At 68.9% G+C, this 14,076-nt stretch carries 14 protein-coding genes; 5 read left to right on the forward strand and 9 right to left on the reverse strand.

What is annotated here, in order from left to right; all coding sequences use genetic code 11:
• Positions 1-24: 24 nt before the first annotated feature.
• From AB8M46_RS33465 to AB8M46_RS33475, 3 genes are read right to left on the reverse strand one after another with little or no spacing between them, the layout of a single operon-like run.
• Positions 25-567: a GNAT family N-acetyltransferase gene (locus AB8M46_RS33465; RefSeq protein ID WP_394362802.1), complete on the reverse strand. Its 543-nt coding sequence runs from the start codon at positions 565-567 to the stop codon at positions 25-27.
• Positions 568-620: 53 nt separating this feature from the next.
• The gene (locus tag AB8M46_RS33470; RefSeq protein WP_394362803.1) at positions 621-3,002 is read right to left on the reverse strand and encodes an ATP-binding protein; all 2,382 of its coding nucleotides are present in this window, start codon (positions 3,000-3,002) and stop codon (positions 621-623) included.
• Positions 3,003-3,032: 30 nt separating this feature from the next.
• Positions 3,033-4,016 (reverse strand): helix-turn-helix transcriptional regulator, encoded by a 984-nt coding sequence (locus tag AB8M46_RS33475; protein ID WP_394362804.1) that lies wholly within the window; start codon positions 4,014-4,016, stop codon positions 3,033-3,035.
• A 77-nt stretch (positions 4,017-4,093) separates the two neighbouring features.
• Here AB8M46_RS33475 and AB8M46_RS33480 point away from each other — a divergent pair, with 77 nt between their 5' ends.
• Entirely contained in the window at positions 4,094-4,432 is a 339-nt protein-coding gene (locus AB8M46_RS33480; protein ID WP_016332516.1) for a nuclear transport factor 2 family protein, read from the forward strand.
• A 52-nt stretch (positions 4,433-4,484) separates the two neighbouring features.
• Here AB8M46_RS33480 and AB8M46_RS33485 read toward each other — a convergent pair whose 3' ends face one another.
• From AB8M46_RS33485 to AB8M46_RS33500, 4 genes are all read right to left on the reverse strand, one after another.
• Complete coding sequence (locus AB8M46_RS33485) at positions 4,485-5,276, reverse strand: hypothetical protein (RefSeq protein WP_394362805.1); 792 nt, start codon at positions 5,274-5,276, stop codon at positions 4,485-4,487.
• A 257-nt stretch (positions 5,277-5,533) separates the two neighbouring features.
• Positions 5,534-6,931, reverse strand: coding sequence for an amino acid permease (locus tag AB8M46_RS33490; RefSeq protein WP_037342918.1), 1,398 nt, complete (start codon positions 6,929-6,931; stop codon positions 5,534-5,536).
• Positions 6,932-6,973: 42 nt separating this feature from the next.
• Positions 6,974-7,588 carry a DUF2238 domain-containing protein gene (locus AB8M46_RS33495; RefSeq protein ID WP_378426862.1) on the reverse strand — a complete coding sequence of 205 codons (615 nt, stop codon included), beginning with the start codon at positions 7,586-7,588 and terminating at the stop codon, positions 6,974-6,976.
• Between the two features lie 34 nt (positions 7,589-7,622).
• The gene (locus AB8M46_RS33500; RefSeq protein WP_125737249.1) at positions 7,623-8,402 is read right to left on the reverse strand and encodes an isocitrate lyase/phosphoenolpyruvate mutase family protein; all 780 of its coding nucleotides are present in this window, start codon (positions 8,400-8,402) and stop codon (positions 7,623-7,625) included.
• 114 nt (positions 8,403-8,516) lie between these two features.
• Between AB8M46_RS33500 and AB8M46_RS33505 the strand changes: the two genes are divergently transcribed.
• Positions 8,517-8,822, forward strand: coding sequence for a hypothetical protein (locus AB8M46_RS33505; protein ID WP_394362806.1), 306 nt, complete (start codon positions 8,517-8,519; stop codon positions 8,820-8,822).
• Between the two features lie 4 nt (positions 8,823-8,826).
• On the opposite strand, the gene AB8M46_RS33510 is transcribed toward AB8M46_RS33505, so the two are convergent.
• On the reverse strand, positions 8,827-10,071 hold the full coding sequence (locus tag AB8M46_RS33510) for a PucR family transcriptional regulator (protein WP_394362807.1): 1,245 nt from the start codon (positions 10,069-10,071) through the stop codon (positions 8,827-8,829).
• A gap of 89 nt (positions 10,072-10,160) precedes the next feature.
• Between AB8M46_RS33510 and AB8M46_RS33515 the strand changes: the two genes are divergently transcribed.
• From AB8M46_RS33515 to AB8M46_RS33525, 3 genes are read left to right on the forward strand one after another with little or no spacing between them, the layout of a single operon-like run.
• Positions 10,161-11,654 carry a flavin-containing monooxygenase gene (locus tag AB8M46_RS33515; protein WP_394362808.1) on the forward strand — a complete coding sequence of 498 codons (1,494 nt, stop codon included), beginning with the start codon at positions 10,161-10,163 and terminating at the stop codon, positions 11,652-11,654.
• Entirely contained in the window at positions 11,651-12,550 is a 900-nt protein-coding gene (locus AB8M46_RS33520; protein ID WP_394362809.1) for an alpha/beta fold hydrolase, read from the forward strand. Before AB8M46_RS33515 ends, AB8M46_RS33520 begins: the two co-directional genes overlap by 4 nt.
• A complete protein-coding gene (locus AB8M46_RS33525; protein WP_394362810.1) occupies positions 12,547-13,395 on the forward strand; it encodes an SDR family NAD(P)-dependent oxidoreductase in 849 nt (282 codons plus the stop codon). The genes AB8M46_RS33520 and AB8M46_RS33525 overlap by 4 nt, the downstream gene beginning before the upstream one ends.
• Here the strand turns inward: AB8M46_RS33525 and AB8M46_RS33530 are convergent.
• Positions 13,392-14,036 (reverse strand): TetR/AcrR family transcriptional regulator, encoded by a 645-nt coding sequence (locus AB8M46_RS33530; protein WP_394362811.1) that lies wholly within the window; start codon positions 14,034-14,036, stop codon positions 13,392-13,394. The genes AB8M46_RS33525 and AB8M46_RS33530 overlap by 4 nt on opposite strands.
• Positions 14,037-14,076 lie beyond the last annotated feature (40 nt).

Here is a 14,076-nt window from a genome sequence, read left to right on the forward strand (position 1 = left end):
TCGGTCACTGAGCCTTTAGGTTGCTCATGGCGTTCCGGGAGAATGCTCCGAGCGGAGCAGACCGTAGACGAGCACATCGACATACTCGCCGTGGTAGAAGGATCTGCTGCGCATGACCCCTTCCCGGCGGAACCCCAGGCGTTCGAGGGCTTTCTGCTCGCCGAGGTTACCGCCATTGGTGAGGGCTTCGATTCTGTTCGCGGTCGTGCGGCCGAACAGGTAGTCCACGAGCAACTTCTGCGCCGCCGTGCCCACCCCCTGTCCACGATGTTCGGGTAGCACCCCCACGCCGATCTCGTAGGTGACACCCGAGGGGAAGCCGCGGGGCTTCCAGGTGACGATACCGACAACCGTGTCGTCGGCCCGCGCGATCGCGACCGACGCGGACTCGGCGGAGATGTACCCGTCGAGCTCCCATCGCTTGCGGCGTGCCCTCGGATCACCGAATCCGGGCCACTCGAACTCGCCGAGCGCATCGGGATCCGTGCAGAGACGGTCGAGAAAGGCGAGGTCGGCCTCGGTGAACGCCCTCAAGTGGACTGTGTCCGGGCGGTTCGCTGGAATCATGAAAGCCAGTATCGCGTCCGGAACACCACCTGTCAGGCAGCCTTTGAAAGGGCTCACTGTGTGGGTTTCGGGACATCTGACGTCCCAAAGCCGAGACCACGAGCCCGTTCCCGGTCCGCGCGTGCCGACGCCGGATCGCCGCTCTCGTCGGCCAGAGCCGCTCGTTCGACGAGTGTTTCGATCTGGGCCTGCGTCAGCCCGATGCGTTCGTAGAGCTCCTCGGCCTCGGACAAGCGGCGGTGCGCGTTCGCGTGGTCGCCCTGACGGCGCAGGAGCCGTCCCGTCTCCTGCAGCGCGCGGGCCTGGCCCATGGCCGCTCCGTGCTTGCGGAACAGGGCGAGCGCCGTTTCGCATTGGGTGAGCGCCCGATCGGGTGCGTCGAGCGCGGCCAGGTTCCGCGCGGACCGCAGCAGCACGTACGCGTAGTTGGTGTCGTCCACCGGGGTCCGCGTGCCGCCGTGCTCCTGCGCGAAGTAACGGACGCAGACGTCGAACTCCTCGGCGGCGTCGGCGAACCGGCCGTTCCGGTACCAGTACGAAGCCCGCATCGTCCGCGCCACGTGGACTCCGAGCGGGTAGCCGGCCTCTTCGAACAGACGCGCCGCCTCGTCGAAGAGCTTCGGTGACGTCGTGGCGTCGGCGTCGCGGGCGTGGGCGCTCGTCAGGTACACCCGCGCCCAGCCCTGTTCGCGCCGGTCGCCCGCCTCCACCGCGGCGTCCCACGCCAGCCGGGCCATCCGGATCGACTCCTCCGCCCGGTCACGCAGCGAAGCGTGCACCCAGGACAGATAGTTCCGGTGCACCGCCTCGTCCCGTTTGCTGCCGAGCGCGATGGCCGAGTTCACCGCGAGCCCGAACACGTCGTACCAGACGCTCGCGGTACCGCCGATCTCCGAATACCAGTGCATCGACTCGGCGAGGTCGAGGACCGGCCGGTGGTCACCGCGCGCGGCGACGCTTTTGACCGCGGCGAGCCAGTTCTTCAGCTCGGCTTCGAGCCATCTGCCCGCGCCGGTGTGGTCACCGAACGACGGCGTGGCGACCGGGAGCGGGCTGACCCCGTCGGTCGGGTGGAAGTAGCGGCCCGCCGCCGTCGCGGTGCGCACCAGCCAGTCCGTCAGCCGCTTTTCCGCCGCTGCGGCGACTTCGGGGGATTCCTCCCGGGCGAGCCGTTCGGTCGCGAAGACCCGCAGGAGGTCGTGGAACTGGTATCGCCCGTTCTCCTGAGACGTCTGCAGCAGGCTCGCGTCGGCCAGTTCCTCCAGGAAGACGGCGGCGTCGTCCTCGTCGGAAGCTTCGACGAGCGTCATCGCGGCACCCACCGGGAAATCCGCGGCCGGGACGAGCGACAGCCGCCGGAACATCGCGGCGGCGTTCGGGCTGAGCTGGCGATACGACAGTTCGAACACGCTGCGCACGCAGAGATCGCCGGCGGTCAGTGCGGTCAGCCGACGGCCGCGGTCGCGGAGCTGGTCCACCAGACGCGACAGCGGCCACGTCGGACGGCTCGCCAGCCGATTGCCCGCGATCCGCAGCGCCAGCGGCAGCCTGCCGCACAGTTCGACCAGTTCGAGTGCCGCTCGCCGTTCACGCGCGACGCGGTCCGCCCCGATGATGGCCGACAGCAGGGAGACGGCGTCGCGCTCGCTGAAGACGTCGAGAGGGAGCCTGCTCGCGCATTCCAGGCCCACCAGCATCTGACGGCCGGTGACCAGGGTGAGGCACCGCGGCCCGCCGACCAGCAGCGGGCGGACCTGGGCTTCGTCGGCCGCGTCGTCCAAGACGATCAGGACGGCCCGATCCCGCAGGAGTGACCGGCACAGGCCCGCCCGGTCTTCCGGATCGGCGGGGATGCGCACGGCGTCGACACCCAGCGAACGCAGGATCAGATGCAGCACGTCCGCCGGGTTCGCCGGGTCGGCGGACATGCCGCGTAGCTTCAGGAAAAGCCTGCCGTCGGGGAACTCCTCGGCGAGGTTGTGCGCCACACGGACCGCGAGGGTGGTCTTGCCGGTCCCGGGCGGTCCGCTCAGGATCGCGACCCGCCCCGCCCGGCGCCGTCCGTCGCACAGATCCGCGGAAAGGGCACGCAGCGCGTCGAGATCACTCTCGCGTCCGGTGAGGTCGTCGACGTCCGCCGGAAGCACGCCGATCAGGTGCGTCTTGGGGATACCGGGGGAGGGGGCCCGGCCCCGCCTCGCGGCCTTCTGCAGGCCGGTCAGCTCTTCGTCGGTCAAGGACAGCCGCGCGGCGAGTGCTTCGATAGTCCGGCGTTGCGGGCTTTTCGCGATCCCCCGCTCCATGTCGCTGATCGCGCGGACGCTCACCCCGGACCCCTCGGCGAGCTCCTCCTGCGTGAGGTCGGCGCGGACGCGGTAACCCTTCAGCAGCACGCGGAAACTCGTGGCTGCCCGGCCAGGGGCGGCGTTCGTCATGATCGGATTATCCCGCCCCGACCTGCGGCCTCAACTTGACTTTTGTCTCACGGGATAGCGGGCCGTGATCGCCGCCGCCCTGTCCCGCAAGGAATCGCGTAACCAAGGCGGGGCAAGGGCTTCCGCGTCCGCGGCGAGGTTCCACAGCGCCCATTCGGCGTGCCGCGCGTCCTGGAACGTCACCTCCAGCCGCAGCGTGCCGTCCTCGTCGGTTTCCTCCGCGAGGACGGCCAGCGCGGTGCCCACCAGCTGGTCCCGCCGTGCCGGATCCACCCGTACCTCGACCGCGACCTGGTCCCCGCCGGTCCGGAACCTCGTGCTGCGTTCCTGCCAGGTCCGGTCCAGATCGACGCGCTCCGGTCGTTCCGCGGGTTCGGGGAGTTCCTCGGCGGCCCGTAGCCGGGACAGCCGGTAAGTACGGTCCTCGCCTGCCCTCGTGGCCAGCAGATAACCCTGATCCCGGACGGTGACCAGCCCGATCGGGTCCACCGTGCGCCAGCGCGCCGCCTGACCCGAGGCCGCGTAGTGAATGCGCAGCTTGTGCCCGGAGAACACCGCGCGCCGGACCTCGGCGACGATGGCGTCGGACACCTCCTCGCCGGCCACCCGGCGCGAGAGGAGATCGGTCTCCGGGTCGACGAGCAGGCGCCGGGCCGCGCCCGCCGCGGTGTCCCGCTGGCCCTCCGGCAGCGCGTCGATCACCTTGAGCATGGCCGAGGCGAGCGCGGAACCGAGGCCGAACGCCTGCGCGCCACGGCGCGAACCCGCGATCAGCAGCGCGAGTGCCTCGTCGTGGTTCAGTCCGGTGAGTTCCGTCTGGAAACCGGGCAGCAGCGCGAAACCGCCGTGCCTGCCGCGTTCGGCGTACACCGGGACACCAGCCGCCGACAACGCCTCGATGTCGCGCAGCACGGTGCGGGTGGAGACCTCCAGCTCGCGGGCGAGCGTGGTCGCGGACAGCCTGCCCCGGTGCCGCAACAGCAACACCAGGGAGACCAGCCGGTCGGCGCGCATGCGAAAACCCTAGCGGAATACACGACACAGGATGTCGTGTATTCGCTGCGAAGCTCATCCCCATGACAAGCAGGACTGTGGCCACTGAGCCGAACGATCTGGGCAGGTTCTTCATCGAACGAGGCAACGCGGGCGATGTCGACGGGCTGGTGGCGTTGTACGAACCGGACGCGGTGCTGGCGTTCCCGCCGGGCAACGTCGCGACCGGGCACGCGGAGATCCGCAAGGTGTACGAGGAGTTCGTCGCGGCCGCGCCGGAACTCCTGCCGGGCAGGCAGCACCCGGCGCTGGTGAGCGGGGACCTCGCGCTCACCGCGTCCACGCTGACCACCGGTGAGATGACCGTCGAGGTCGCCCGCCGTCAGCCGGACGGCTCCTGGCTGTGGGCGCTGGATCAGCCGGTGTTCGTGCCGTGACGCCGGCGGCTCGCCGGTGACGGGCCCCGTCACCGGCGAGCCGGGTACGGCGTCAGACCGTGCAGTTCCTGGCCGTGCCGGTGTTCACCTTGGCGCCGGTGAACTCCTCGATGATCGCGATGTTCTCGGGGGCGTAGTTCTTGGCGACGATCTTGGCCACGTCCGCACTGCCGAGTTTGGCGGCATGGGGTGCGGATTGATCCAGCCAGTAGGCCGTCCGAAGGAACTCGATGAGCACGAATTCGCGTAATTCGGGCTGTGCCTTGATCTTGGCCCAGTAATCGGGATGCTTCGTCTTGGCGACGCGCAGGTACAGCTGGAGGTAGCGCATGTTCGTCGCCGCGATGTCGCGGGAATTGCTCGCGCCGACTCCTTGGATGTACTCGGCGACGACGGTCGCCGCGGGCAATCCCATGAGGCCGGCGTTGAGCTCCGCGATGACCCCTTGGATCCGGTACGACCCCTGCTGCTGGTCGCGCAGGTAGATGTCGTCCATCGACCGCGTGAGATCGTCCGTGATCAGCGGCAGTATTTCGCGGCGCGGGAATCCGCCGTGGATCGGGACCTTCATCGCCTTGCGGGAAGCGTCGATCCAGGCGGAGACATAGACGTCCCACGAGGTTCTCGAAGGATCCAGATCCCACATGTGGGTCTCTTCGTGGATCGCCACCATCAGGGACTCGGCGAGCGCGTTGAAGCTGGTCTTGTTCACGAACTGGCTGAAGTACTTGTCCTTGGCCTGGGCGGTCGCGAGGCCTTCGCCGCTGGGCCAGCGCCGCTTGTATACGGCCTGGATCGTCTGAAGCCACTTCGTGGACTGGAAACCGGCCTTTATGTCACTCACATCGGCTTTCGGCTGGACGGGTTCTTCATAACAGAAGGGGGCCGCCGTCTCTTGCGCGGCGGCGGACACGGGGAATGGGGAGAGGGACAGGACGAGGCACGCGGTCAGCACGGTAATGCGATTTCGGCGCATGAATTCCTCGGTTCACGGTAGGGTTTTCCGTGGTCGGACGGAAGTGTCCCCTATCGATCACCGTCACTTCAACGATCCGGCCCGTACTGCGGCTGGACAGGCTAGGAATTATGGCGGCGAACGGGCTATTCCGCGGCCAGCCGGGATCGGCGCATGCTGTAACCGAAGTAGATCAGCAGGCCGAGCGCCATCCAGCCGGCGAAGACGATCCAGGTGGCGCCGTCGAGGCTGAGCATCATGTAGCCGCAGCACAGCACCCCGAGGACCGGCGTGACGGGGGAGAACGGAACCCGGAACGAGCGCGGTGCCTCCGGCTGCCGCCGTCGCAGCAGCAGGACGGCGACGTTCACCAGCCCGAAGGCGAAGAGCGTGCCGATACTGGTGGCGTCGGCCAGCTTCCCGAGCGGGATGAACGCGGCCAGCGCCGCGACGAAACCGGAGACCACGAGGGTGTTGATCCGGGGCGTGCCGCTTTTGGGGTCCACTTTGGACAGCGCGGCGGGCACCAGGCCGTCGCGGGACATCGAGAACAGGATGCGTGTCTGTCCGTAGAGGACGGTCAGCACCACGCTGGAGATCGCCACGATCGCGCCGACGGCGAGCAGCCCGGCCCACAACGGGTTGTCCGCCACGACGCCGAGCACATGCGAGAGCGCGGCCTCCTGGCCGTCGAACTCCTGCCACGGCAACGCGCCGACCGCGGCCACGGCGACCAGGCAGTACAGCACGGTGACGATGGCGAGCGAGAGCAGGATCGCCCGAGGCAGGTCGCGCTGCGGGTTCTTCGCCTCCTCGCCCGCCGTGGACGCGGCGTCGAAACCGATGTAGGAGAAGAAGAGTTTCGCGGCACCCGCGCTCAGCCCGGCCAGGCCGAGCGGCAGGAACGGGGTGAAATTCGCCGCCCGCACCGCCGAGAACGCGATCGCGCAGAACAGCACCAGCGTGCCGACCTTGATCACGACCATGATCGCGTTGGCCCGCGCGCTCTCCTTCGCACCCGACAGCAACAGGAACATGGCGAGCAGCACGACGACGATGGCCGGGACGTTGACGATCCCGCCCGACCCCGGCGGCTGGCTCAACGCGTCGGGGATGGCGAACCCGAACGTCAGCCGCAGCAGTTCGTTGAGGTACTGCCCCCAGCCGACGGCGACCGACGCCACCGAGACGCCGTACTCGAGCACCAGACACCAGCCGCAGACCCAAGCGACCAGTTCGCCGAGCGTGGCGTACGCGTAGGAGTAGGACGAACCGGACACCGGGATCATCCCGGCCAGTTCGGCGTAGGAGAGCGCCGAGAACAGCGCGGTGACACCGGCCAGCACGAACGACAGCACGACCGCGGGACCCGCGACGGGAACCGCCTCACCGAGTACGACGAAGATCCCGCTGCCCAGCGTCGCGCCGATGCTGAGCATGGTCAGCTGCCCGAGGCCGAGGGAGCGCTTCAGCGTGCCGTGATCACTTTCGGTGATCAGGTCGGCGACCGGTTTACGCCGCACCGCCGCGGCTCGCAAATTCATGACGACGACCGTATCTGCCGCGTCGGAAGCCCCCGGGCCCGGCTATCGCCCGTCGAGCTGCCGGTCGTGCGTCCGGCGCCAGACCAGCAAGGACACCACCGCGCCGCACAGGCAGAGGAACATGTCCCACTGGGTGTCCCAGACATCCCCTTGGGTGCCCAGGAAGTCGTCCGCGCCCGAACCGGCGAGGAGTGCGCTGGACCACTCCACGAATTCGAAGCCGGCGGCGATCGACAGGCAGACACAGACGGTCAGGAACGCGACCCAGCCGCCGGGGCGCAGTGGCGTCCGTCGCAGCAGCACCTCGCGCACGGCGATCGCGGGGACGAAACCCTGGACGAAGTGGGCGAACCGGTCGTAGTTGTTCCGCTGAGTGCCCATCCAGGCCTGGAACCACTCCCCGGCAGGCGTCTCGGCGTAGGTGTACTGCCCGCCGTAACACAGCACGAACGCGTGCAGCACCAGCAACCAGCACAGCAAACGGGTCAAGGGAAAGCGTTTGCGCAGCGCCACCACCAGCGGCAACCCGATCAGCACCCAGACGACTTCCAGCAGCCACGTGCCGGGGGATTTCGCCTGGACGCCGGTCACCACGAGTGCCGCGAGCACCGCGCCTGCCAGCAGGGTCCCTTCCGTCCGGCCGACACCGCGCACCATGGAAGGGACCCTACTTCGACGGACTCCCGCTCGCTCAGTTCAGCTTGCGCATGTCGGCGGGCAGACCGCCGCCGGCGTAGACGTCCTCGGTGAGCTTCGCCAGCGCGGTGAGCGCGACGTTCTGGCTGAACGGCCCGTAGGACACGCGGGAGACACCGAGCTTCTGCGCGGTGGCCAGCGGGATCGAACCCGGGACGCCGATCAGGTTCACCTTGCGCTCGCCCAGCGCCTCGACCAGCCTGCCGACCTGGCTCTCGTCGAGCTTGCCGGGCACGAAGACGTTCGACGCGCCCGCGTCCAGGTACGCGCGGCCACGGGCGATCGCGTCGGCCAGCACCTCTTCGGGGTCACGGTCGCCCGCCCGGAGGAAGGCGTCGGTGCGGGCGTTGAGCACGAAGTCGACACCGGAGGACTGGGCGGCGGCGACCGCGGCCTCGACGGCCTTGACCGATTCGGCCAGCGGTTTCATCTGGTCTTCGAGGTTGCAGCCGACCGCGCCGACCTCGATCGCGCGGGCGACCGTGCCGCCCGGGTCGCCGTAGCCGGCTTCCAGGTCGGCGGTGACCGGCAGATCGCCCGCCACCCGGACGATCAGGGCGACCTCGGAAATCATTTCGTCGCGGGGGATCACCTCGCCGTCGGGATAGCCGCGGGCGGCGGCGATACCGTGGCTCGGCGTGGCGAGCGCCTGGGTGCCAGGGGTTTCGGCGACGACCTTCGCGGTAATCGCGTCCCAGACGTTGACGACGAGCAGCAGTTCGGGGGCGGCGTGCAACTCCTGCAGCCGCGTGGCCTTCTCGGCGGTGGAAACCATGCCTCCAATCTAGAGGTTGCACCCGGATCACGACGAGGAGATGAGTGCGCCAAACCTGTTACGCCCTGGGCCGAGGCCACGACTGGGAGGCATAGCACGTTCGAGGGAGGCCCCATGGAGCTGACGATCAACGCCGCCGGCGACGAACAAGCGCTGACCGAGTTCTACAGCTGGCTCCGCGACGACGTCGACGTGACGCGGTCCGCGACGCTCAGTCTCGCCGGGGCACGGAACCCCGATGTCTTCGAGGTCATCTGCATGTCCATCGGCTCCCTGACCGGGCTGGCGAACCTGGGGATCGCCTGGGGCAACTTTCTTCGCTCCCGCACGGAAACACCGCCGTTCACCATCACGGTCGAGGGGGAGCTGACGGCGGAACAACGCGCCATGATCCGGAACCTCGACCTGCCGTTGTCGTGACGGCTCAAGCCCCGCTTCCCAGCCACCGCAACGTTTCCAGCGCCACAGCCACGTCCACCGCGTTCTCCGCCAACGGCCTGGGGAGCAGTTCGTCGGCCCGCGCCAGCCGCCGGACGACGGTGTTGCGGTGCGTGTAGAGCCGTTCCGCGGTCCGCGTCGTGTTGCCCAGTTCGTGCACGTAGGTCCGCACGGTCTCCCGGGTCTCGGCGTCGGCGTGCCGGAGTTCGCCGAGGGTGTCCGCGATGAACTCGCCCGCCTGCGCCGGATCACCGGTGAGCAGCACGAGCAGCTGGATGTCCTGGTACCGCGCGATCTGCTGCGGTGAGGTGAGCCGGGCGAGCATCCGCTGGGTGGCGGCGGCGTCCAGGTGGCTGCGGCGGAAGCCGTCGATCCCGCTGCCGGGCCGCCCCAGTGCGACCCGGACGTCGGGATGCGGCGCGAGGTCTTCGGCGAGCCGGTCCGTGCGTGGCGGCGTCCGGCCGGGCAGCCAGACCCACAACGCGGCGGCGCTCGCGACGACGGTCAGCCGGTGTGAGGCGCCGCTGGCCCGCATGAGCGTTTCCGCGGCGGTTTCGAGCTGTTGCGACGACGGGGTGGCCGAGCCACTCCAGACGATCGCGGCCGTATGCGGGCCGGCGAGCGGGTAGCCGAGCTGGGCTTCGGCGCGCGAGCGGCTGATGGGCGCGCCTTCCAGCAGCAACGTGACCGTCGCCCGTCGTTCTGCGTGGGCGCCGCGGGTCAGTTCCGTGCGTTCGGCGGCCATCCGTTCCGACACCGCGGCGACGGTGTCCTCGATGAACGTGGTGATGGACAGCGACGAGACGTCGAGCAGTTCGCGGAGCAGGACCGGATCCGACGTGAGGTCGAAACAGATCTCGATCCACCGGCGCCAGGCCACTCCTTGCGCCCGCCGGTAGGCGTCGAGGCCGCCGGAGTCGAAGCCGCGGCGCACCATGTCGCGGGCGCCGTCGAGCACTTCCTGGTTCAGGTTGGCGGAGACGCGTTTGCCGGGATGCTGCACGTTGGCGGCCGCCCAGTGCAGCAGATTCGCCAGATTCGCGCGTTTGGTCCCCTCGGTGAGCACGGGGTCTTCGGCGACCGCGCGCATGCTGTCGCCGCCGAGGGAGGCTTCGTGCAGTTCCTCGATCCATTCGGCGCGCGGATGCAGCACGATTTCCGCGCCTCGCCGGAAGAGGTCACGGGCCTCGGGCGACAGGGTCGGCCACGGCGATGCGGCACTTTGCACCATGAGTGCAGCATGATGGTGCAGATAGTGCTAGCGCAACTCCACGGCCGCCCCGCATCGTGGAGGGAACCGAGACGAGGCTGGAGTACCGCATGACGACGAGCACACCCGTCGAGCACCTCGACGTGGTCATCATCGGTGCCGGGATTTCCGGGATCGGGGCCGCGCGCTACCTGAAGACCGAGAACCCGGGCAAGACGTTCGCCATCCTGGAGGCCCGCGGCACGTCCGGCGGCACCTGGGACCTGTTCCGCTACCCGGGCATCCGCTCCGACTCCGACCTCCACACCTTCGGCTACGAGTTCAAACCGTGGCGGGACAAGCAGTCGATCGCCGACGCGCCCCGGATCCTGTCGTACCTGCGCGAGACGATCGCCGAGAACGGCATCGAGCCCAGCATCCGCTACCACCACAAGCTGCTCTCGGCCGCCTGGTCGAGTGACGAGGCGCGCTGGCTGCTGGAGATCGAGCGGACCGACACCGGCGAGCGCACCCGGCTCAGCGCGGGCTGGCTGTTCAACGCGGGCGGCTACTACCGCTACGACGAGGGCTTCACCCCGCGCTTCGAAGGCCGCGACCGCTTCGCCGGCACGATCGTGCACCCGCAGCACTGGCCGGAAGACCTCGACTACGCGGGCAAACGCGTCGTCGTGATCGGCAGCGGCGCCACCGCGGTCACCCTGATCCCGGCGATGGCGGGCACCGCGGCGCACGTGACGATGCTGCAGCGCACCCCGACGTACGTGATGCCGGTGCCGCGCGAGGACAAGATCGCGAACGGCCTGCGCAAGATCCTCGGCGACGAGCGGGCGTACGCGTTGACACGCCGCAAGAACATCCGCAAGGGACTCGCGGTCTGGCAGTTCTGCCAGAAGTTCCCGAAGACCGCCCGCGGGCTCATCCGGTACGTCAACAAGAAGCAGCTTCCCAAGGACTATCCGGTCGACGAGCACTTCAACCCGCCGTACGACCCGTGGGACCAGCGGCTGTGCGCGGTGCCCGGCGGCGACCTGTTCGCCGCGATCCGCAAGGGGAAGGCGGACGTCGTCACCGACAAGATCAAGACGTTCACCGAGAAGGGGATCCTGCTCGAATCCGGGCGCGAGCTGGAGGCGGACATCATCGTCACCGCCACCGGCCTGAACCTGCAGGTGTTCGGCGGGGCGAAGTTCAGCGTCGACGGCAAGCCGGTGGTCCTGTCGGAAACGGTCGCGTACAAGGGGATGATGCTCTCGGACGTGCCGAACGTCGCTTTCGCGATCGGGTACACGAACTCGTCGTGGACGCTCAAGATCGGCCTGCTGTGCGAGCACTTCTGCCGCCTGCTGACGCATATGGACACCCACGGCTACGACGTCTGCCGCCCCGTCCTCGCCGATCCGGACATGCCGACGAAGCCGTTCCTGGACTTCGCCGCCGGATACGTGCAGCGCGCTCTCGACCAGCTCCCGCGTCAGGGCGACCGCATGCCGTGGCTGACTTCGATGAGCTACCACTCGGACATCAAACTGCTGCGCGCGGACGACATCACCGATCCCGAGCTGCACTTCTCCCGCGCCAAGGTCCGTGAGGCGGTGGGCTCGTGACCGACAGCTTCGCCGACCTCCCCGGCGGCCCGCGGCTCTGCTACCGCGAGGACGGCCCGGCCGACGGGATGCCGCTGGTGCTGATCGCCGGCCTCGGCCTGGACCTCACGTCGTGGCCGCGGGAAATGATCGACGGTTTCACCCGCCGCGGCTTCCGTGTCATCCGGTTCGACAATCGGGACGCGGGTTGTTCGGACCGCATCAAGGCGCCGAACCCGGGCAAACTCCGGCAACTGCTGGCCAAACCGCTGCCGGGCGCGTACGACCTGGGCGACATGGCGGCGGACACCGTCGGCCTGCTGGACCACCTGGGCATCGAGAAGACGCATCTGGTCGGCATGTCGATGGGCGGCATGATCGCCCAGACCGTCGCCGCCCGGAACCCCGGCCGCGTCCTGTCGCTGACGTCGATCTTCTCCACCACCGGACATCGCCGCGTCGGGCAGCCCGCGAAGTCGACGTTGGTGCGCATGGCGAGGCGGCCCGCCCGGACGGTCGAAGAATCCGTGGTGGGACACCTGTCGCTGATGGGCCACCTCGGTTCGGCGAAGTTCCCGCTGGACAAGGACGTCGAAACGGCCTGGGCCGAGGGCCTGTGGGAACGCGCCGGGGGACGGCGCGCCCGCAGCGGTATCGCCCGCCAGATCGGCGCGATCCAGGCCAGCGGCGACCGCACCGCCGAACTCGCCCGTATCACCTGCCCGACGGTCGTGGTCCACGGCGACACCGACCGGATGGTCCACCACAGCGGCGGTCGCGCGACCGCCAAGGCCATCAGCGGTGCTCGCTACGTCGAAATCCCCGGAATGGGGCACCACATCGCCCCGGATCTGGTGGAGCGGCTCGTCGAGCTCACCGCCGAAGTGGCCCTCGATCCGGCAGGAGAAACCCGATGAGCAGCGTTCGCGGGAAGGTCGCCGTCGTCACCGGCGCCGGTTCCGGCATCGGCCGTCAGCTGGCGCTCGAACTCGCCCGGCGAGGAGCGCGGCTCGCGGTGTCCGATGTGGACGAAGGCGGGCTGGCCGAGACCGTCGCCGAGGTCAAGGCCCTCGGAGCGGAAGTACAGGGCGCCGCACTGGACGTCAGCGACCGTGCGGCCGTGCAGGAGTACGCGACCACCGTCGCCGGGCAATTCGGTGTGGTGCACCAGATCTACAACAACGCGGGGATCGCGGGCGGCGGGCAGACCGTGCTCGACGCCGAATGGGAACTGTACGACCGCACCCTCGCGGTCAACCTCTTCGGCGTCATCAACGGCACCAAGGCCTTCCTGCCGCATCTGATCGAATCCGGTGACGGCCAGGTCGTGAACGTCTCCAGCCTCAACGGTTTCATGGCCCAGCCGACGCTCAGCGCCTACTGCGCCAGCAAGTTCGGCGTCCGCGGGTTCACCGAGGCGTTGCGCACCGAGATGATCGCGGGCAGGCATCCGGTGCGGGTCACGGTCGTCCACCCGGGCGGCGTCAAGACCGGCATCGCCTCGGCGGCGTTGAAGGAAGCCGAGGCGCGCGGTATCGAGCCCACCGCCGAACAGCGGGAACGCGTCCGCGTGTACAACGAGAAACTGCTGAAGATGCCGGCGGATCAGGCCGCCCGCATCATCGTCGACGGCGTCGAGGCGGGGAAACCTCGGGTACTCGTCGGAAACGACGCGAAACTGGTCGACCGGCTCGTCCGGTTGCTCCCGCGGCGGTATCCGAAACTGATCGTCGACTTCGAACGGCGGCGCCTCGCCCGCTAGCCCTCGACGCTCCGGTGCCCGAACAGGCCGAGCAGCCAGGTGTAACGGACGGCTTCGCGCGCCTGGTCGTAGGCGTCCGGAGTGCCGATCCAGATGGCCTGCGTGATCAGCTCGATGGTGGCGGCGACGACCGTCCGCGCGGTGAACGGCGGCGGTGACGGCAGCGCGGGATCGGTGGCGCGCAACCATTCCGCCGTCCGGTCGAAGACGGCTTCCCCGGCACGCAAGGTCTTCTCGCGTGCTTCGAGCCCCGCGTCGCCGAGCGCGTAGATCTCCAGCAGCGCGGCGCGGACGGCGGTAGGACGCCGATGCACGTAGTCGACGAGGAAATCGCAGCAGACGGCGACGGCGTCCAGCGGAGTGGCGGCTTCGGCGCCCGCGGCGACGCCCTGCGTGATGAACTCGGTGGTGATCTCGCGATAGGCGGCGAGGAACGCGTCCTGTTTACCGGTGAACTGCTCGTAGAACGAGGTCCGTGACACGCCCGCCGTGGCGGTGATGTGGCCGACCGTGGTAGCGACGTAGCCGCGTTTGCCGGCGTTCTCCAGAACCGCGTCGATCAGCCGGGCGCGCTGGGTTCCGGCGACCTCGTCGCGGCTGAGGTTGTGCGGCCCCTTCGGCAGCTTGCGGTGCTCGGTCACGTGCGGCACCGTACCGGTCCCCGAAATCCGTGAAGGCCTC

The organism is Amycolatopsis sp. SB7-3 (assembly GCF_041021335.1).
In the GTDB taxonomy this organism is placed as follows: domain Bacteria; phylum Actinomycetota; class Actinomycetes; order Mycobacteriales; family Pseudonocardiaceae; genus Amycolatopsis; species Amycolatopsis japonica.